The sequence below is a fragment of the Streptomyces sp. CC228A genome, from assembly GCF_021390935.1.
Taxonomy (GTDB): Bacteria; Actinomycetota; Actinomycetes; order Streptomycetales; family Streptomycetaceae; genus Streptomyces.
Map to the genome: position 1 here is coordinate 158,721 of NZ_JAJPUI010000004.1, position 20,041 is coordinate 178,761.

The window sequence follows — 20,041 nt, forward strand, 5'->3', positions numbered from 1 at the left end:
GGCATGGGGGATAGTGGGTGCGTGAGTGCCGCATCCGTACCCCAGCCCCGTCCCGCGCGCGCGGGTGGCGCGGCGGCCGCAGGCGGCGGCCGCCGCAGCCTCGCCGCAGCGCTCCTCCTGGGCGCCGTCGGCGCCGCCGCCGTCCTGCTCGCCTCGGGCCAGACCTGGACCACCGGCACGGTCACCGGCAGCGGCGGCAGCTTCCGCCTCGACGCCTCGGGCGGTGACGTCACCGGCGTCCCGACCGCCCTCGCGGTGGTCGGGCTCGCGGCCCTCGTCGCCGTCCTCGCGGCCCGGGGCACCGGCCGGCGGATCGTCGCCCTGCTCCTCGCCGCCAGCGGCGCGGGAGCGGCCCTGGCCGCCTTCCTGGGCGCCTCCGACAGCGCGGCCCTCGACGCGGAGGCCGCCCGCACCACCGGTGACGCCGCCGCCCGCGTCGAGGGGCTCGCCCAGACCGCCTGGCCGACCGTGGCGGGCACGGCGGCCCTGCTGATCCTCGCCGCCGGACTGATCGCCTTGCGCCACGGCTCGGCGTGGCCCGCCATGTCGGGCCGGTACGAGAGGGACGGCGGCCCGCGCGCCCGTGCCGCCCGCCGCCCTGCCGCGGAGCCCGAGCGGCCGGAGGAGCTGTGGAAGGCCCTCGACCGCGGCGAGGACCCCACGGCCCCCGAGGACCGGCAGGACCCCGCGGCCCCCGAGGACCGGCAGGACCCCGCGGCCCCCGAGGACCGGCAGGACCCCGCGGACTGACCACCGGGACCCCGCCCACCGGCGCTCCGCTGCGGCGGCACCCCCCGGATCACCCGCGGGTGCGCGCGTGCGGGACAATGGCGGCGAGCGACCGCACTCCGCGGGGCCTCACCACAGAGCAACATCAACGAGGAGCAACTCATGGCGGGCAGCGCCCACGGACACACCCCGGCCGCCTGGACCGGTGTCATGATCGCCTTCATCGGCTTCTGCGTCGCCGGTGTCTTCATGGTCGCGGCCAACCCGCTCGGTTTCTGGGCCGGCCTGGGGATCGTGGTGCTCGGCGGCGTCGTCGGCGGCATCATGCGCATGATGGGCATGGGCCAGCAGAAGCCGACCGCGGAGCAGCTGGAGGCCCGCTCCCGCGCCGCGGGCGCCCAGGCGTCCTCCTGACTCTCCGCTCCGCCGCAGGCGGCAGCGCGCGCGAGGCGCGGTCCGGCGGTCCCGGGCTGCGCCTTTCCGCTGCGCGCCGCACCGCCGCGGCACCCTTGCGGACGCACGGGGCTGCGCCGCCCCGCACCCGCGGCGACAATCACCGGATGGACGCCACCCCGCCCGCCGCCGCCCCGCCCCAGCCGGCGCCGCCTCCGCCCGCCCCGCACCAGGCCGCCGTCCCGGCCCACGGGGACCCGCCGCAGGCCGACCCGCCCCACGGACCGGCCGCCGCACCGCCGCACACGCCCCCGTCGCGGGCCGTGCCGCCCCACGGCGCCCCTCCGCCCCTTGCCCGGCGCGTCGCCGCGCCCCTCGGCCTCCTCGCCGGAGCCGCCGCCGCCTTCGCGTTCGTCGCCGCCGTGGACCCCAACGAACCGGGCCACTACCCGGCCTGCCCGCTGCTCCAGTACACCGGCCTGTACTGCCCGGGCTGCGGCGGGCTGCGCAGCGCGCACGCCTTCGCCCACGGGGACCTGGCCACCGCCCTGGGCGCCAACGCCATGGCCGTCGCCGGCTACGCCGTCTTCGCCGCGCTGATGCTCGTCTGGCTCGTCAAGGCCGTCCGCGGCGTACGGTTCCACCTCACCGTCCACCCCGTCGCCTGGTGGGTGCTCGGCACCGGCGCCGCGCTGTTCTGCGTGATCCGGAACCTGCCGTTCGGCGCCTCGCTCGCTCCGTGAGACGGTCCCCCGAACCAGCAGGTCAGCGCCGTAGGGTGGGAGCGAGCCCGAGGCACGGGCCGTGGCCCGTGCGGTTTCCCGCCGCCCGGCCGGATACCATCGAGGTGTCCGGCTGATCAGACATCACACCCTCCGGAAGGGGGCCTCTCGCGTGAGTGTGCTCGACGAGATCATCGAAGGAGTGCGCGCCGACCTCGCGGAGCGGCAGGCGCGGGTCTCCCTCGACGAGCTCAAGGAGCGGGCCGCCAAGGCGCCCCAGGCCCGTGACGGAGCGGCCGCGCTGCGCGGCGAAGGCGTCCAGGTCATCTGCGAGGTGAAGCGGTCCAGCCCCTCCAAGGGCGCCCTCGCCGCCATCGCGGACCCCGCCGCCCTCGCCGCCGACTACGAGGCGGGCGGCGCCGCCGTCATCTCCGTCCTCACCGAGGAGCGGCGCTTCGGAGGGTCGCTCGCCGACCTGGAGGCCGTCCGCGCCCGGGTCGACATCCCCGTCCTGCGCAAGGACTTCATCGTCACCGCCTACCAGCTGTGGGAGGCGCGGGCCTACGGCGCCGACCTCGCCCTGCTGATCGTGGCCGCCCTGGACCAGCCCGCGCTGGTCTCGCTGATCGAGCGCGCCGAGTCCATCGGACTCACCCCGCTCGTGGAGGTCCACGACGAGGAGGAGGCCGCCCGGGCGGTCGACGCAGGCGCCCGCGTCATCGGCGTCAACGCCCGCGACCTGAAGACCCTCAAGGTGGACCGCTCCACCTTCGAGCGGGTCGTCCCGGAGATCCCGTCGGGCATCGTCAGGATCGCCGAGTCCGGTGTCCGCGGCCCGCACGACCTGATCGCCTACGCCAACGCCGGCGCCGACGCCGTCCTGGTCGGCGAGTCGCTCGTCACCGTCCGCGACCCGAAGGCGGCCGTGGCCGACCTCGTCGCGGCGGGCGCCCACCCCGCGCTGCGCCACGGGCGGGACTGACCCCCGCCATGACCGCCCCCGTCACCCGCTGCCCCGCCGCGCCCCCGCGGCGTACGCCCGCCTGGCCCGGGGCTGCCGCCCGCGCGGCTGCCGGGCCCCGGCGCGGCGCGTGCACGGGCGGCGGGTGCGGTACGTCATCGGCGACGAACCGGGCCAGGTCAACGGGATGCGATGGCGCGTGAGGACCGCGTGCCGTTAGCGGTCCCCTCGGGGGGCGCCGTGCGTCCCCCGCACCCCCTGCCGCACGGCGGCCGGGGACGGAGGCGCCGCCTCCGGGAGTGCCCCGCGCTGTGCGGGGAGAGGACCGCCGACGCCACCACGACGTGCACCCACACCCTCGCAGGCCCCCCGCAGGGGCCAGTCCTGGCATAGGAGCATGCGCTGATGTCCAGCGAGTTCTTCATCCCCGACCCGGAACGCCGGGTCCCCGACGCCGCCGGCTACTTCGGCGCCTTCGGCGGCACGTTCATCCCCGAGGCCCTCGTCGCCGCCGTCGACGAGGTCGCCGTCGAGTACGAGAAGGCCAAGGCCGACCCCGTCTTCGCCCGCGAGCTCGACGAGCTGCTGAGGCACTACACCGGCCGGCCGAGCGCTCTGACCGAGGTGCCGCGGTTCGCCGGGCACGCCGGCGGCGCCCGCGTCTTCCTGAAGCGCGAGGACCTCAACCACACCGGCTCCCACAAGATCAACAACGTGCTCGGCCAGGCCCTCCTCACCCGGCGCATGGGCAAGACCCGCGTCATCGCCGAGACGGGAGCCGGACAGCACGGCGTCGCCACCGCCACCGCCTGCGCCCTGTTCGGGCTCGACTGCACCATCTACATGGGCGAGGTCGACACCCGGCGCCAGGCCCTCAACGTGGCCCGCATGCGCATGCTCGGCGCCGAGGTCGTCGCCGTGAAGTCCGGCAGCCGCACCCTCAAGGACGCCATCAACGAGGCGTTCCGCGACTGGGTCGCCAACGTCGACAGCACGCACTACCTGTTCGGGACCGTCGCGGGCCCGCACCCGTTCCCCGCCATGGTGCGCGACTTCCACCGCGTCATCGGCGTCGAGGCGCGCCGCCAGATCCTGGAGCGCGCCGGCCGGCTGCCCGACGCCGCCGTCGCCTGCGTGGGCGGCGGCTCCAACGCCATCGGCCTCTTCCACGCCTTCATCCCCGACGCCTCCGTCCGCCTCGTCGGCTGCGAGCCCGCCGGGCACGGCATCGAGACCGGCGAGCACGCGGCCACGCTCACCGCGGGCGAGCCGGGCATCCTGCACGGGTCCCGCTCGTACGTCCTGCAGGACGACGAGGGCCAGATCACGGAGCCGTACTCGATCTCGGCCGGCCTGGACTACCCCGGCATCGGACCCGAGCACGCCTACCTGAAGGACTCCGGGCGCGGCGAGTACCGGGCCGTCACCGACGACGCCGCCATGCAGGCGCTGCGCCTGCTGTCGCGCACCGAGGGGATCATCCCGGCCATCGAGTCGGCGCACGCCCTCGCCGGGGCCCTGGAGCTCGGGCGCGAACTCGGCCCGGACGGGCTGCTCGTGGTCAACCTGTCCGGCCGCGGCGACAAGGACATGGACACCGCTGCCCGCTACTTCGGGCTCTACGACGGGGAGGGCTCCGAGTGAGCGGCACCATCCACCTGCTGAGCGACACCCTCGCCAAGGCGAAGGCGGAGAACCGGGCGGCGCTCATCGCCTACCTGCCGGCCGGCTTCCCCACCGTGGACGACGGCATCGACGCGATCAAGGCGGTGCTGGACGGCGGCGCCGACGTGGTCGAGGTCGGGCTGCCGCACAGCGACCCGGTCCTCGACGGCCCGGTCATCCAGACCGCCGACGACATCGCCCTGCGCGGCGGTGTGAAGATCGCCGACGTGCTGCGGACGGTGCGGGAGGCCTACGAGGCCAGCGGCAAGCCGATCCTCGTCATGACCTACTGGAACCCCATCGACCGCTACGGCGTCGAGCGGTTCACCGCCGAACTGGCCGAGGCCGGCGGCGCCGGCTGCATCCTGCCGGACCTGCCGGTCCAGGAGTCCGCGCTGTGGCGCGAGCACGCCGAGAAGCACGGCCTGGCCACCGTCTTCGTCGTGGCCCCGAGCAGCAAGGACGAGCGGCTCGCCACCATCACGGCCGCCGGCTCCGGCTTCGTCTACGCCGCCTCCCTCATGGGCGTCACCGGCACCCGCGCGTCCGTGGGCGCGCAGGCCGCCGACCTGGTGGAGCGCACCCGCGCCACCACGGACCTGCCGGTGTGCGTCGGGCTCGGCGTCTCCGACGCCGCGCAGGCCGCGGAAGTGGCGTCCTTCGCGGACGGCGTCATCGTCGGCTCCGCCTTCGTCAAGCGGCTGCTGGACGCCGACGACCGCACGAGCGGCCTGGCCGCCGTACGGGAACTGGCGGGCGAACTCGCCCGGGGCGTGCGACGGGACTCCTAGCGGTTCCCGGGGTTTCGTCGCTCGAACGGGTGGATGTCGGTCCGGGGAGGCACGCGGGTGCCTCCCCGGTTCGTTTGCCGGGCGTGAACGAGAACAGCAGCGCGGGGAAGCGGAGCGCCCGGGAACGGCTCCAGCAGCAGCGCCAGCGGGAGCACGCCCGGGAGAAGCGCCGCAGAGCCCTGCTCGTGACGGCGGCCGTCGTGGGCGTGCTCGGCCTGGCCGCCGTGGTCGGCGTCCTGGCGGCCAACAGCGGCGGCGACGACGGGGACAGCGCCGCGGGCCCCGTCGTCGCCCCCTCCGGCGCCGTCGGCGACGACCGGCTCATCATCCCCGTCGGCGCGTCCGACGCGCCCTCCACGCTGACCGTGTGGGAGGACTTCCGCTGCCCCGCCTGCGCGTTCTTCGAGACCACGTACCGCGACACCATCCACGAGCTGACCGACTCGGGCCAGATCAAGGTCGAGTACCGGCTCGCCACGATCATCGACGGCAACATGGGCGGCAGCGGCTCGCTGAACGCGGCGAACGCGGCGGCGTGCGCGCAGGACGCCGGCCGGTTCGTCCCGTACCACGACGTCCTCTTCCAGAACCAGCCGATGGAGACGGACGACGCCTTCTCGAACAACCAGACCCTCTTCGACCTCGCGGGCAAGGTCCAGGGCCTGGACACTCCCGCCTTCCGCAGCTGCGTCGCCGACGGCACCCACAAGGCCTGGGCGAACGAGTCCAACGAGGCGTTCCTCGCCGGGGACTTCCGCGGCACTCCCACGGTGCTGCTGAACGGAGAACCGATCTTCCCCGCCAAGGGCGGCGAGCAGATCTCGCCGGAGAACCTGAAGAAGTGGGTCACGGAGGCCAACCAGGGCAAGCAGCCCGGCACGGCCACCCCGACCGGCGCCGCCACCGCGACGGGGACCCCGACGGCGTCCCCCGCCGGCTGAGACCGAGCCGGGCAACGCCCGGCGCCGCCACGCCCCCGCGCCGCCCCGCCGGCCGGGGGCCGTACGGACCTCGCGGCGGCCGCGGCGGCGCACCCGGTCCGCGACCGCCCGTGCCGCGGCGGCCGCGGCGCCCGCCGGGGCCGACCCGGGCCCGGCGGGGCCCGGCGGGATCCGGAGGCCCGCGTCCGCCCGCACCTGTCCCGGTGCTCCGGAGGCCCCGCCCGCCGCACCCGCCTCCCGTGCCCGCGCGGCCCCGGTCGGCCCGGCGGGGAGCGGGCGCGGCAGTGACGTTATGCAGTCTTTGCCGGGTGGGCTGCCCTCGGGTCCGCTCGGCAAGGTAGCGTCGGTCCTGCCATGGACCTTGCCTACATTCCCAGCCCGTCGACCGGCGTCCTCGAACTCGGACCGGTTCCGCTGCGCGGCTACGCCTTCTGCATCATCATCGGTGTCTTCGTCGCCGTCTGGTACGGCAACAAGCGCTGGATCGCCCGGGGCGGCAAAGCCGGCACCGTGGCCGACATCGCCGTCTGGGCGGTGCCGTTCGGGCTGGTCGGCGGCCGGCTCTACCACGTGATCACCGACTACCAGCTGTACTTCAGCGAGGGTGAGAACTGGGTCGACGCCTTCAAGATCTGGGAGGGCGGCCTAGGGATCTGGGGCGCCGTCGCCCTCGGCGCGGTCGGCGCCTGGATCGGGGCCCGCAGGCGGGGTGTGCCGCTGCCCGCGTACGCCGACGCCATCGCGCCCGGCATCGCCCTCGCCCAGGCCATCGGCCGCTGGGGCAACTGGTTCAACCAGGAGCTGTACGGCAAGCCGACCGACCTGCCGTGGGCGCTGGAGATCTCCGAGGGCGTGAACCGGGAGGCGGGCCTCTACCACCCGACCTTCCTGTACGAGTCGCTGTGGTGCGTCGGCGTCGCGCTGCTCGTCGTGTGGGCCGACCGCCGCTTCACCCTCGGCCACGGGCGGGCCTTCGCGCTGTACGTCGCCGCGTACTGCGTCGGCCGCGCCTGGATCGAGTACATGCGCATCGACGACGCCCACCACATCCTGGGCCTGCGCCTCAACGTGTGGACCGCGCTGCTGGTGTTCCTGCTGGCCGTCACGTACATCGTGGTGTCGGCGCGGGTCCGGCCGGGCCGCGAGAAGGTCGTGGAGCCGGGCGCCGGCGCACCGGCAGGGGACGCCGGCGGCGCCACCGCGGAGGGCGGCGAGGACGCCGAGGACGCGAAGGACGCCGAGGCTGTGGGGGACGGCACCGCCGCGGGCGGTTCCGGGGACGCGGCCCGCCAGAAGCAGAAGTCGTAGCGACACGGGACGACCGCCGTACGGGGCGGCCGCCGGGGCTCGGGCTCCGGCGGCCGCCCCGTCGCATGCGGCGCGCCCGCCGCCCGCCGCCTCACACGGCGTCGATCTCCGCGCGGTACGGCATCGAGGACGACGCGCCCTGCCGCTGCACCGCCAGGGACGCCGCCGCGCCCGCCCAGGACAGGGCCTCCGGCATGGGCCTGCCCTCCCCGAGCGCCACCGCCAGCGCACCCGCGAACGTGTCCCCTGCGGCGGTCGTGTCCACCGCCCGCACCCGCCGGGCCGGCACGGTCACCGGCCGGGCGCCGCGGGCCGCGTAGAGGCACCCGGCCGCGCCGAGGGTCACCACCACCTCGGGCACCAGGCGCAGCAGCTCCTGCGCGGCGGCCGCCGGGTCGGCCACACCGGTCAGCTCCGCGGCCTCGTGCTCGTTGGGCAGCAGCAGGTCGACGGCGGCGAGCAGCTCGTCCGGGAGGCCCTGCGCGGGCGCGGGCGTGAGGATCGTACGGACCCCGTGGCGGCGGGCCGCCTCCGCACCGGCCGCCACGGCGTCCAGCGGCAGCTCCAGTTGGAGCAGCAGGGCCCCGGCCGCCGCGACGCACTCCTCGTCCGCGGGCGTCAGGTCCCGTACCGCGGCGTTGGCGCCGGGGACGACGACGATCGCGTTGCCCCCCTCGTCGTCGACGACGATATGCGCGGTGCCCGACGGGCCGTCCGCGGTGCGCAGCAGCGCGGTGTCCACGCCGGACGCCTCCAGGCAGGCCCGCAGCCGGGCGCCGAAGTCGTCCGAGCCGACCGCGCCGATCATCGAGACCGCCCCGCCGGCCCGCGCGGCGGCGACGGCCTGGTTGGCGCCCTTGCCGCCGGGCACCGTACGGAACTCCCGGCCGCGGACGGTCTCACCGAGCCGGGGAGCCCGGCGGGCATAGGCGACGAGATCCATGTTGGCGCTGCCGAGCACGGCGATGCGGGGGGCGGACGGCGCGGCGGAGGCGGGCGGGCCCGCGAGCGGTGACGTCATGCCGGGCATTCTCCCCTCCCGCGGCCCTCCGGGCCCTCCCGAGACGCCCGCGAGGCCGTCCGCACCCGCGGCTCCGCAGGTCAGGCGGTCCTCACTAAGTAAAGCCTGCCTTGCTGGCGCGACCCTTACATCGCGCGTACTTTCGACGGCAGGAGGGGCGGCGCCCGTACGGGGCCCGTCCGGGGAGACCTGGGGAGAGCTGTGTCCATCATCGAGACCGAGGCCGCACTGCACGCGGCGCACCGCGACAACCACACCCACCGCGATGTGAACGGCGGCTGGCTGCGGCCCGCCGTGTTCGGCGCCATGGACGGACTCGTCTCGAACCTCGCCCTGATGACCGGCGTCGCGGGCGGCTCGGTGGCCCCCCAGACCATCGTCATCACCGGCCTGGCCGGCCTGGCCGCCGGCGCCTTCTCCATGGCGGCGGGGGAGTACACCTCCGTGGCCTCGCAGCGGGAGCTGGTGCAGGCGGAGCTGGAGGTCGAGCGCCGCGAGCTGCGCAAGCACCCGGTGGACGAGATGGAGGAGCTGGCCGCGCTCTACGCGGCGCGGGGGGTCGAGCCCGCCCTCGCCCGCGAAGTGGCGATGCAGCTGTCCCGCGACCCCGAGCAGGCCCTGGAGATCCACGCCCGCGAGGAGCTCGGCATCGACCCGGACGACCTGCCGTCGCCGCTGCTCGCCGCCGTCTCGTCGTTCGCGTCCTTCGCCCTCGGCGCGCTGCTGCCCGTGCTGCCGTATCTGCTCGGCGCGACCGCGCTGTGGCCGGCGGTGCTGTGCGCCCTGATCGGGCTGTTCGCCTGCGGCGCCCTCGTCGCCCGGGTCACCGCCCGCAGCTGGTGGTACAGCGGGCTGCGGCAGCTCGCGCTGGGCGCCGCCGCCGCGGCCGTCACCTACGGCCTGGGGGCGGCCTTCGGAGCCGTATTCTGAGGCGCCGCGCCGCACTGGTGAAACGCCCGCCGAGCCACCGACCCGGCCCCCTCACCGTGCAGCGCAGGCTGCTGCCCCGCCCGCACCGCACAGGCCGCTGCCCCTGCAGCCCCGTGTGCACCGCACATGCGGCTGCCTCTGCGTTCCGTAGCTCCGCCCACACCGCACAGGTCGCTGCCCTCGCGTCCCGTAGCGTGTGCGCCGCGCAGGCTGCTGCCCCGCCCGCACCGCACGGGCCGACGGCCCGCCCCCGCTGAGCGGTCGCTGTCCCGCCCGCTGCCCGCGCCACCCGGCCCGCACCGCCCCGGCCGTCCTCCGCAGGACGGCCGGGGCGGTCGTGCGACCGTCCTCCGCAGGACGGCCGGGGGCGGTCGGGCGACGCGCGTCTGTGACGAACGTCCAATGGCAGGATCGCCCCGCCGGGTGGGACACTATGCGGAGCGCCACATACGCAGCTGTTACACGGCGGTTTCGAGTCCCTCATCCCAGGGCATGAGTCGTGAGCGCCGCGGGCAACGAAGCCCGCCACCTCGGACGGACCGGCGGACGCCATCCGCGTCCCGCATCCCGCCCCGTCCCCACCCTGTGGGAACCCTTGCAGGACTCCCCGTACGACCCCATCGCACCACCCCCCCAGACCACAGGGAACCCTCGCACCGCGTCACCGCGGTGTCCGCATGCTGGAATGGACTATCCGCTAGCCGAGAACCCCTCCATCATGTAACCTGCACGAAATTTCGCGGAGGGCCAACGTCGTCCCTCTGGCACGTGAACATGCCACGACGACGACGGGAGAGCCGATGCGTTCCGACGCCTGGTCGCCCATGGACGGTCGCCCCGCCCCGCAGGGGATGTACGACCCCCGCAACGAACACGACGCGTGCGGCGTCGGGTTGGTGGCCACCCTCACCGGTGTTCCCAGCCACGAGCTGGTCGAGCAGGCGCTGACCGTACTGCGCAACCTGGAGCACCGCGGCGCCACCGGCTCGGAGCCCGACTCCGGCGACGGCGCCGGCATCCTGCTGCAGGTCCCCGACGCGTTCCTCCGCGAGGTCGCAGGCTTCGACCTGCCCGAGGCCGGCGCGTACGCCGTCGGCACCGCGTTCCTGCCCGTCGGCACCGCCGACGAGGACGCCGCCCGCATCGAGGCGATCGCCGCCGAGGAGGGCCTCACCGTCCTCGGCTGGCGCGACGTCCCCGTCACCCCCGACCTGCTCGGCGCCACCGCCCGCTCCACCATGCCGGTCTTCCGCCAGCTGTTCGTCACCGACGGCGAGACCACCGGCATCGACCTGGACCGCAAGGCGTTCGTGCTGCGCAAGCGCGCCGAGCGCGAGACCGGCGCCTACTTCCCGTCGCTGTCCGCCCGCACCCTCGTCTACAAGGGCATGCTCACCACCGGGCAGCTGGAGCCGTTCTTCCCGGACCTGTCCGACCGCCGCATGGCCTCCGCCGTCGCGCTGGTCCACTCCCGGTTCTCCACCAACACCTTCCCGAGCTGGCCGCTCGCCCACCCGTACCGCTTCATCGCCCACAACGGCGAGATCAACACGGTCAAGGGCAACCGCAACTGGATGCGCGCCCGCGAGTCCCAGCTCGTCTCCGACCTCTTCGGCCAGGGCAAGGACCTCGACCGCATCTTCCCCGTCTGCACCCCCGACGCCTCCGACTCCGCGTCGTTCGACGAGGTCCTGGAACTGCTCCACCTCGGCGGCCGCTCCCTGCCGCACGCCGTGCTGATGATGGTCCCCGAGGCGTGGGAGAACCACGACTCCATGGACCCGGCCCGCCGCGCCTTCTACCAGTACCACTCCACGATGATGGAGCCCTGGGACGGCCCCGCCTGCGTCACCTTCACCGACGGCGTCCAGATCGGCGCCGTCCTCGACCGCAACGGCCTGCGCCCCGGCCGCTACTGGGTCACCGACGACGGTCTCGTCGTGCTCGCCTCCGAGGTCGGCGTCCTCGACATCGACCCGTCCAAGGTCGTCCGCAAGGGCCGCCTCCAGCCCGGCAGGATGTTCCTCGTCGACACCGCCGAGCACCGCATCATCGAGGACGACGAGATCAAGGCCGCCCTCGCCGCCGAGCACCCGTACCAGGAGTGGCTGGAGTCCGGCATCATCGAGCTCGGCGACCTGCCCGAGCGCGAGCACATCATCCACACCCACGCCTCGGTGAGCCGCCGCCAGCAGACCTTCGGCTACACCGAGGAGGAGCTGCGCGTCATCCTCGCGCCGATGGCCCGCACCGGCGCCGAGCCCATCGGCTCCATGGGCACCGACTCGCCGATCGCTGCCCTGTCCGACCGGCCGCGCCTCCTCTTCGACTACTTCACCCAGCTGTTCGCGCAGGTCACCAACCCGCCGCTGGACGCCATCCGCGAGGAACTCGTCACCTCGCTGATCTCCTCGCTCGGCCCCCAGGGCAACCTGCTGGAGCCCACCGCCGAGTCCTGCCGCAGCGTCACCCTGCCGTTCCCCGTCATCGACAACGACGAGCTGGCCAAGCTCATCCACGTCAACGCCGACGGCGACATGCCCGGCATGACCGCCGTCACCCTGTCGGGCCTGTACCGGGTCTCCGGCGGCGGCGACGCCCTCGCCGCCCGCATCCGCGAGATCTGCGCCGAGGCCGACACCGCCATCGAGGACGGCGCCCGCCTGATCGTCCTGTCCGACCGGCACTCCGACGCCGAGCACGCCCCGATCCCGTCGCTGCTGCTCACCGCGGCCGTCCACCACCACCTCATCCGCACCAAGCAGCGCACCCAGGTGGGCCTGCTGGTCGAGGCCGGCGACGTCCGCGAGGTCCACCACGTGGCCCTCCTCATCGGCTACGGCGCCGCCGCCGTCAACCCGTACCTGGCGATGGAGTCCGTGGAGGACCTCGTCCGCGCCGGCACCTTCATCGAGGGCGTCGAGCCCGAGCAGGCCATCCGCAACCTGATCAAGGCGCTCGGTAAGGGCGTCCTGAAGGTCATGTCGAAGATGGGCATCTCGACCGTCGCCTCCTACCGCGGCGCCCAGGTCTTCGAGGCCATCGGCCTCGACCAGGACTTCGTCGACACCTACTTCAACGGCACCTCCAGCAAGCTCGGCGGCGTCGGCATCGACGTCGTCGCCAAGGAGGTCGCCGCCCGCCACGCCAAGGCGTACCCGGCCAGCGGCATCGCCCCGGCCCACCGCACCCTGGACATCGGCGGCGAGTACCAGTGGCGCCGTGAGGGCGAACCGCACCTGTTCGACCCGGAGACGGTCTTCCGCCTCCAGCACGCCACCCGCGCCAAGCGGTACGACATCTTCAAGAAGTACACCGAGCGCGTGAACGAGCAGTCCGAGCGGCTCATGACGCTGCGCGGCCTCTTCGGCCTCACCTCCGACCGCAAGCCGATCCCGATCGACGAGGTCGAGCCGGTCAGCGAGATCGTCAAGCGGTTCTCCACCGGCGCCATGTCGTACGGCTCCATCTCCAAGGAGGCGCACGAGACCCTCGCCATCGCCATGAACCAGCTGGGCGGCAAGTCCAACACCGGTGAGGGCGGCGAGGACCCCGACCGCCTCTACGACCCGGCCCGCCGCTCGTCGATCAAGCAGGTCGCCTCCGGCCGCTTCGGCGTCACCTCCGAGTACCTCGTCAACGCCGACGACATCCAGATCAAGATGGCGCAGGGCGCCAAGCCCGGCGAGGGCGGCCAGCTGCCCGGCCACAAGGTGTACCCGTGGGTCGCCAAGACCCGGCACTCCACGCCCGGCGTCGGCCTCATCTCGCCGCCGCCGCACCACGACATCTACTCCATCGAGGACCTCGCCCAGCTCATCCACGACCTGAAGAACGCCAACCCGGCCGCCCGCATCCACGTGAAGCTGGTCTCCGAGGTCGGCGTCGGCACGGTCGCGGCCGGCGTGTCCAAGGCGCACGCGGACGTCGTGCTCATCTCCGGCCACGACGGCGGCACCGGCGCCTCCCCGCTCACCTCCCTCAAGCACGCGGGCGGCCCCTGGGAGCTCGGCCTCGCCGAGACCCAGCAGACCCTGCTGCTCAACGGACTGCGGGACCGCATCGTCGTCCAGACCGACGGCCAGCTGAAGACCGGCCGCGACGTCGTCATCGCCGCGCTGCTCGGCGCCGAGGAGTTCGGCTTCGCCACCGCGCCGCTCGTCGTCTCCGGCTGCGTCATGATGCGCGTCTGCCACCTGGACACCTGCCCGGTCGGCATCGCCACCCAGAACCCGGTGCTGCGCGAGCGGTTCTCCGGCAAGGCCGAGTTCGTCGTCAACTTCTTCGAGTTCATCGCGGAAGAGGTCCGCGAACTCCTCGCCGAGCTCGGCTTCCGCACCCTGCAGGAGGCCGTCGGCCACGCCGAGCTGCTCGACACGGACCGCGCCGTGGACCACTGGAAGGCCCAGGGCCTCGACCTGGCCCCGCTCTTCCACGTCCCCGAGCTGCCCGAGGGCGCCGTCCGCCACCAGCTCGTCGAGCAGGACCACGGCCTGGAGAAGGCCCTGGACAACCAGCTCATCGAGCTCGCCGCCGACGCCCTCGGCGCCGCCACCGCCGAGGACGCCCGGCCGGTCCGCGCCCAGCTGGAGATCCGCAACATCAACCGCACCGTCGGCACCATGCTGGGCCACGAGGTGACCAAGCGCTTCGGTGGCGCCGGCCTGCCCGACGACACCATCGACATCACCTTCACCGGCTCCGCGGGCCAGTCCTTCGGCGCCTTCCTCCCGCGCGGCGTCACGCTCCGCCTGGAGGGCGACGCCAACGACTACGTCGGCAAGGGCCTGTCCGGCGGCCGGGTCGTCGTCCGCCCGGACCGCGGCGCCGACCACCTGGCCGAGTACTCCACCATCGCCGGCAACACCATCGCCTACGGCGCCACCGGCGGCGAGATCTTCCTGCGCGGCCGCACCGGCGAACGCTTCTGCGTCCGCAACTCCGGCGCGCTCGTCGTCTCGGAAGGCGTCGGCGACCACGGCTGCGAGTACATGACCGGCGGGTACGCCGTCGTCCTCGGCGGGACCGGACGCAACTTCGCGGCCGGCATGTCCGGCGGCGTCGCCTACGTCGTCGACCTCGACCCCGACAACGTGAACTCCGGCAACCTGGAGGCCGTCGAGGCGCTCGACGACGCCGACAAGGCGTGGCTGCACGACGTGGTGCGCCGCCACCACGAGGAGACCGGCTCCACCGTGGCCGAGAAGCTCCTCGCCGAGTGGTCCGTCGCCGCGGACCGCTTCAGCAAGATCATCCCGACCACGTACAAGGCAGTGCTCGCCGCCAAGGACGCCGCCGAGCGGGCCGGTCTCTCCGAGACCGAGACCACCGAGAAGATGATGGAGGCGGCGACCAATGGCTGATCCCAAGGGCTTTCTGAACCACGGCCGTGAGGGCGCGACGTCCCGCCCCGTCGAAGAGCGCGTCAAGGACTGGAACGAGGTCTACGTCCCCGGCTCCCTGCTGCCGATCATCAGCAAGCAGGCGTCCCGGTGCATGGACTGCGGCATCCCCTTCTGCCACAACGGCTGCCCGCTCGGAAACCTCATCCCCGAGTGGAACGACTTCGCCTACCGCGAGGACTGGGGCGCCGCCTACGAGCGGCTGCACGCCACCAACAACTTCCCCGAGTTCACCGGGCGCCTCTGCCCCGCGCCCTGCGAGGCGGCGTGCGTGCTCGGCATCAACCAGCCGGCCGTCACCATCAAGAACGTCGAGGTCTCGATCATCGACAAGGCCTGGGAGTCCGGCAACGTGACGCCCCAGCCCCCGGAGCGCCTGTCCGGCAAGACCGTCGCCGTCATCGGCTCCGGCCCCGCCGGCCTGGCCGCGGCCCAGCAGCTCACCCGGGCCGGGCACACCGTGGCGGTGTACGAGCGCGCCGACCGCATCGGCGGCCTGCTGCGCTACGGCATCCCCGAGTTCAAGATGGAGAAGCGGCACATCAACCGGCGCATCGAGCAGATGCGCGCCGAAGGCACCCGCTTCCGCACCGGCATCGAGATCGGCCGCGACCTGAAGGCCACGGACCTGCGCAAGCGGTACGACGCCGTCGTCATCGCCGCCGGCGCCACCATGGCCCGCGACCTGCCCGTGCCGGGCCGCGAGCTGAACGGCATCCACCAGGCGATGGAGTACCTGCCGCTCGCCAACAAGGTGCAGGAGGGCGACTTCGTCACCCCGCCGCTCACCGCCGAGGGCAAGCACGTCGTCGTCATCGGCGGCGGCGACACCGGCGCGGACTGCGTCGGCACCGCCCACCGGCAGGGCGCGGCCTCCGTCACCCAGCTGGAGATCATGCCGCGGCCGAACGACGACCGCGACCCGATCGGGCAGCCCTGGCCGACCTTCCCCCTGCTGTACAAGGTCACCTCCGCCCACGAGGAGGGCGGCGAGCGGGTCTACTCCGTCTCCACCACCCACTTCGAAGGCGACGAGGACGGCAACGTGCAGTGGCTGCACCTCGTCGAAGTCGAGTTCACCGACGGCAAGTTCGCGCAGAAGCCGGGCACGGAGCGGAAGATCCCGGCCCAGCTGGTCACCCTCGCCATGGGCTTCACCGGCACCGACCAGGAGAACGGCCTCGTCGAGCAGTTTGGTCTGGACCTCGACCCGCGGGGTAACATCGCCCGCGACGCCGACTTCCAGACCAACGTGCCGGGCGTCTTCGTCGCCGGCGACGCGGGCCGCGGCCAGTCCCTCATCGTGTGGGCCATCGCCGAGGGCCGCTCCGCCGCCCGCGGCGTGGACCGCTACCTCACCGGCGCCAGCGACCTGCCGGCCCCGATCCGCCCGACGGACCGCGCACTCGCGGTCTGACGGCCCTGGAACGTCCCGTACAACGGCGTACGGAACACAGCAGCGCCTGCCTCACGTCCCCGACCGGACCGTGGCAGGCGCTGCGCCTTTTCCCCCGCCGCCTTTCCCCCCCCGCCGTGCGGCGCCCGCACGGCGCCGCCGACCGCCTGCACGCGGGAGGGCCGCGGGAGCGGCGGTGCCGCCGCCTGCACGCGGGAGGGCCGCGGGCATGGCGCCGCCGGTGGTAGGGCCGGGGGAGGGCCGCGGGGGTGGCGGTGCCGGGCGGCCTGCACGCGGGACGGTTGCGGGAGGGGCGGTGCCGGTGGTAGGGCCGGGGAGGGCCGCGGGGGTGGCGGTGCCGGGCGGCCTGCACGCGGGACGGTTGCGGGAGGGGCGGTGCCGGCCGTATCCCCGGGGAGGGCCCCGGCAACGGCGGCGCAGCCCCTGCCCCGTGCGGGGCGCCCGGCGGCCGCCCGCGGGCCGGGCGCCGCCCCGCATGGCGTACCGTCGGTGCGTACCGCGCCGGTCACGCAGGGGGGACCACGACATGGCCATCAGCCTCCGCACGGTGGAGGAGTCCGCGCCCGCGCTCGTCAGCCTGTACAAAACCGCGGGGGTGTCCCTGCGCAAGCACGGGCTGGAGGGGCAGCGCGCGGCGGTCTACCTCGTCGTCGACCACTCCGGCTCGATGCGCCCCTACTTCCGGGACGGCAGCGTCCAGGCCCTCGCCGACCGGGTCCTGGGCCTGTCCGCCCAACTGGACGACGACGGCCGGGTCCCCGTCGTCTTCTTCTCCACCGGCATCGACGCCGAGACCACGATCGACCTCGCCGACCACCAGGGCCGCATCGAGCGGATCGCGGCCGGGCTCGGCCACATGGGGAAGACCAGCTACCACCTCGCCATGGACGCCGTCATCGACCACTACCTCGACAGCGGCGCCGACGCCCCCGCCCTCGTCGTCTTCCAGACCGACGGCGGCCCCCTGAGCCGCCTCGCCGCCGAGAAATGGCTGTGCAAGGCCGCCCGGCTGCCGCTGTTCTGGCAGTTCGTCGGCTTCGGTGATCCCGGCAGCCGCCAGTTCGACTTCCTGCGCCGCCTCGACGAACTGCCCGTCCCGGCGAAGCGCCCCCTCGACAACGCCGGCTTCTTCCACGCCGGCCACGACCCGCGCCGCGTCCCCGACGACGTCCTGTACGACCGGCTCGTCGGCGAGTTCCCCGCGTGGCTGGCCGCCGCCCGCGCCCAGGGTGTAATTCGCTCGGCCTGAGCAGCACCGCGATGGCAGGCTGGCGTCCATGACCTCACTCGTGCGACACGTGACGTTCGACTGCGCCGACCCCTACCGCCTCGCCGGGTTCTGGTCCGCCGTCCTCGACGCGCCCCTCGGCGACGACGACAGGCCCGGCGACCCCGAGGCCGTGGTGGAGACGCCCGGCGTGAGCCTGCTCTTCATCGCCGTGCCGGAGGGCAAGACCGTCAAGAACCGCGTGCACCTGGACCTCCAGCCGCAGGACCGCTCCCGCGACGAGGAGGTGGACCGCCTGCTCGCCCTGGGTGCCACCCTCGTCGACGACCGGCGACGCCCCGACGGCACGGGCTGGGTCGTCCTCGCGGACATCGAGGGCAACGAGCTGTGCGTCGAACGCAGCGCCGCGGAGCGGGCAGCGACGGACGCACCCGCGTGAGCAGTACGCCCAGCGGTCCTCGCTGACGTCCGCCCCCCGCCGTGCCCTGCCCGGGGCGGGAATGCCCGCGCGGGCGGGCAGGTACGGGACGACCATGCCGTCACCGGTGCGGGGGAGCGTGTCCGAGGGCGCCTGCCCAACACCCCCGGCATGCAAGGATGTCACCCGTGACCGGATCGTCCTCCCCGCCCGTCGCCGAGGAAACGCCACGCACCTGCGGTCTGGGTCCCCGTGCGGCCGCGGTACTCGTGTTCGGCTCCTCGGCGGCGGTCCTGGTGGTCGAGATCGCCGCTCTGCGCCTGCTGGCTCCGTACCTCGGCCTCACCCTCGAAACCAGCACGATGGTGATCGGCATCGCCCTCACCGCCATCGCCTGCGGATCCTGGCTGGGCGGGGTCATCGCCGACCGAGTCGATCCGCGGCGGCTCATAGCCCCTTCGCTCGGGGTGTCCGGAGCGGTCGTGGCGCTCACTCCGGCCGTGCTGCGCGCCACGGCGGAGTGGGCGCCGGCGCTGCTCGTGCTGCTCGCGTCGCTGACCATCCTCGTGCCGGGCGCGCTGCTCTCCGCGGTGACGCCGTTCGTGACCAAGCTGCGTCTCACCAGCCTCGCCGAGACGGGGACGGTCGTCGGCCGGCTGTCCGGCGTCGGCACCGCCGGAGCCATCGCCGGTACGGTCCTCACCGGATTCGTGCTCGTGTCCCGATGGCCGGTCAGCGGCATCCTGGTCGGCCTGGGAACGCTGCTGCTGGCCGGTTCTGCGCTGACCGGATGGCGGACGCGGGCCTGGCGCGGCACCCCGGCCCTGGCCCTCGCGGTCGTCGCCGGCAGCCTCGCCACCGCGGTCGCGCCGGGCGGCTGCGACACGGAGACCAGATACCACTGCGTACGGGTCGTCGCGGACCCCGACCGGAAGGGCGGCCGCACCCTCGTCCTCGACGGCGTGCGGCACTCCTATGTCGACCTCGACGACCCGACCCACCTGCAGTTCACCTACGTGCGCGCCATCGCCTCCGTGGCCGACGCCGCCTTTCCCGAAGGCCAGGCCCTCTCCGCCCACCACCTGGGCGGCGGCGGGCTCACGATCCCCCGGTACCTCGCGGCCACGCGGCCGGGGACGCGCAGCGTGGTGTCCGAGATCGACAGCGGCGTCGCGCGCGTCGACCGCGACCGACTCGGGCTGCGGTCGCAGCCAGGCGTCACCGTACGCGTCGAAGACGCCCGGCTCGGTCTGCGGCGGCTGGACACCGGCAGCCGAGACCTCGTCGTCGGCGATGCCTTCGGCGGCGTCAGCGTGCCGTGGCACCTCACCACCCTGGAAGCGATGGCCGACGTACGCCGCGTGCTCGACGAGGACGGGCTGTACGTCGCCAACCTCATCGACCACGGTGACCTGGCCTTCGCGCGGGCCGAAGCAGCCACCCTGCGCGCGGCCTTCGCACACGTCGCCCTCCTCGGCAGGCCCGCAGACATCGGCACCGCCCCGAGCGCCACCGCCCGGGGCGGCAACCTGGTGGTGCTCGCCTCCGCCCGGCCCCTCGACCTGCGCGCGGTCCAGGAGGCGCTGGACGCCCGGCGCACGGGCTGGACGATCGCCACCGGCGAGGGCCTCACTTCCTGGATCGGCGACGCCCGACCCCTCACCGACGACTATGCGCCCGTCGACCAGCTCCTCCAGCCCTACGGGTCGCCGGGCGGGAGGTGACGGGGCGTTGTCCGGCCGCGCCGGCCTGCCGCAAGCGAAGGAGTCGCTGTCCGGCCGTCAGGCCGCACCGGCGGCCTGACGGCCGGGCCCGCTTGTGAGCCCCGAGCCCCTGCGCGGCTGGGAAGACGCGGAGCTCTCTCCCTTTGTGGCAGCTGCGGGACAGCCCTCGGGTGGCCGCGCGCCGGGTCTCCTGGAGGCCGGCTGTGTGAGCAGCTTGGTCGTCGAGGATCAGGCGCACCGCAGGGCCGACCGGTACTGCCTCGTCGCGTGTGGTGCGGAGCTTGTCGGGTACAGCGGCTCGGATGTCGTCGGGGGCGCGGTACACAGAGCCGCCGGGAACCGGCATCACCTGCTGAGGACGGTAGGGAAGCCGCACCTGGGACCTCGCGAC

The 20,041-nt window shown here is 74.1% G+C and carries 16 protein-coding genes; 15 read left to right on the top strand and 1 reads right to left on the bottom strand.

Translation table 11 applies throughout. The features are described 5' to 3' along the window. The first annotated feature begins 3 nt into the window (after positions 1-3). The 9 genes from L6E17_RS13515 (at position 4) to lgt (ending at position 7,510) form a co-directional block, all read left to right on the top strand. Positions 4-750: a TIGR02234 family membrane protein gene (locus L6E17_RS13515; protein WP_236241019.1), complete on the top strand. Its 747-nt coding sequence runs from the start codon at positions 4-6 to the stop codon at positions 748-750. 141 nt (positions 751-891) lie between these two features. After that, positions 892-1,143: an HGxxPAAW family protein gene (locus L6E17_RS13520; protein WP_236241020.1), complete on the top strand. Its 252-nt coding sequence runs from the start codon at positions 892-894 to the stop codon at positions 1,141-1,143. Between the two features lie 146 nt (positions 1,144-1,289). Then, a complete protein-coding gene (locus L6E17_RS13525) occupies positions 1,290-1,865 on the top strand; it encodes a DUF2752 domain-containing protein (protein ID WP_236241021.1) in 576 nt (191 codons plus the stop codon). Positions 1,866-2,016: 151 nt separating this feature from the next. Next, the gene (gene trpC / locus L6E17_RS13530) at positions 2,017-2,826 is read left to right on the top strand and encodes an indole-3-glycerol phosphate synthase TrpC (protein WP_236241022.1); all 810 of its coding nucleotides are present in this window, start codon (positions 2,017-2,019) and stop codon (positions 2,824-2,826) included. Between the two features lie 28 nt (positions 2,827-2,854). Continuing rightward, positions 2,855-3,025 (top strand): tryptophan biosynthesis modulator TrpM, encoded by a 171-nt coding sequence (gene trpM / locus L6E17_RS31465; protein WP_374109056.1) that lies wholly within the window; start codon positions 2,855-2,857, stop codon positions 3,023-3,025. Between the two features lie 185 nt (positions 3,026-3,210). Then, a complete protein-coding gene (gene trpB / locus L6E17_RS13535; RefSeq protein ID WP_236241023.1) occupies positions 3,211-4,449 on the top strand; it encodes a tryptophan synthase subunit beta in 1,239 nt (412 codons plus the stop codon). After that, positions 4,446-5,261, top strand: coding sequence for a tryptophan synthase subunit alpha (gene trpA, locus L6E17_RS13540; protein ID WP_236241024.1), 816 nt, complete (start codon positions 4,446-4,448; stop codon positions 5,259-5,261). The genes trpB and trpA overlap by 4 nt, the downstream gene beginning before the upstream one ends. An 83-nt stretch (positions 5,262-5,344) precedes the next feature. Further along, positions 5,345-6,202 carry a thioredoxin domain-containing protein gene (locus L6E17_RS13545; RefSeq protein WP_236241025.1) on the top strand — a complete coding sequence of 286 codons (858 nt, stop codon included), beginning with the start codon at positions 5,345-5,347 and terminating at the stop codon, positions 6,200-6,202. A gap of 354 nt (positions 6,203-6,556) precedes the next feature. Beyond that, on the top strand, positions 6,557-7,510 hold the full coding sequence (lgt, locus tag L6E17_RS13550; RefSeq protein WP_236241026.1) for a prolipoprotein diacylglyceryl transferase: 954 nt from the start codon (positions 6,557-6,559) through the stop codon (positions 7,508-7,510). A gap of 91 nt (positions 7,511-7,601) precedes the next feature. On the opposite strand, the gene rbsK is transcribed toward lgt, so the two are convergent. Then, positions 7,602-8,531, bottom strand: coding sequence for a ribokinase (gene rbsK / locus L6E17_RS13555; protein ID WP_236241027.1), 930 nt, complete (start codon positions 8,529-8,531; stop codon positions 7,602-7,604). Positions 8,532-8,732: 201 nt separating this feature from the next. On the opposite strand from rbsK, the gene L6E17_RS13560 reads away from it, so the two are divergent. The 6 genes from L6E17_RS13560 to L6E17_RS13585 all read left to right on the top strand — a co-directional run bounded on the left by L6E17_RS13560 (position 8,733) and on the right by L6E17_RS13585 (position 19,650). Next, positions 8,733-9,461 (top strand): VIT1/CCC1 transporter family protein, encoded by a 729-nt coding sequence (locus L6E17_RS13560; RefSeq protein WP_236241028.1) that lies wholly within the window; start codon positions 8,733-8,735, stop codon positions 9,459-9,461. A gap of 800 nt (positions 9,462-10,261) precedes the next feature. Then, the gene (gene gltB, locus L6E17_RS13565) at positions 10,262-14,824 is read left to right on the top strand and encodes a glutamate synthase large subunit (protein WP_236241029.1); all 4,563 of its coding nucleotides are present in this window, start codon (positions 10,262-10,264) and stop codon (positions 14,822-14,824) included. Further along, positions 14,817-16,280 carry a glutamate synthase subunit beta gene (locus tag L6E17_RS13570; RefSeq protein WP_236241030.1) on the top strand — a complete coding sequence of 488 codons (1,464 nt, stop codon included), beginning with the start codon at positions 14,817-14,819 and terminating at the stop codon, positions 16,278-16,280. Before gltB ends, L6E17_RS13570 begins: the two co-directional genes overlap by 8 nt. Positions 16,281-16,806: 526 nt before the next feature. Further along, positions 16,807-17,529 carry a VWA domain-containing protein gene (locus tag L6E17_RS13575; RefSeq protein WP_236241031.1) on the top strand — a complete coding sequence of 241 codons (723 nt, stop codon included), beginning with the start codon at positions 16,807-16,809 and terminating at the stop codon, positions 17,527-17,529. Between the two features lie 28 nt (positions 17,530-17,557). After that, positions 17,558-17,947 carry a VOC family protein gene (locus L6E17_RS13580; RefSeq protein ID WP_236241032.1) on the top strand — a complete coding sequence of 130 codons (390 nt, stop codon included), beginning with the start codon at positions 17,558-17,560 and terminating at the stop codon, positions 17,945-17,947. 158 nt (positions 17,948-18,105) lie between these two features. Further along, positions 18,106-19,650, top strand: coding sequence for a fused MFS/spermidine synthase (locus L6E17_RS13585; RefSeq protein WP_374109051.1), 1,545 nt, complete (start codon positions 18,106-18,108; stop codon positions 19,648-19,650). The last annotated feature ends 391 nt before the right edge of the window (positions 19,651-20,041 follow it).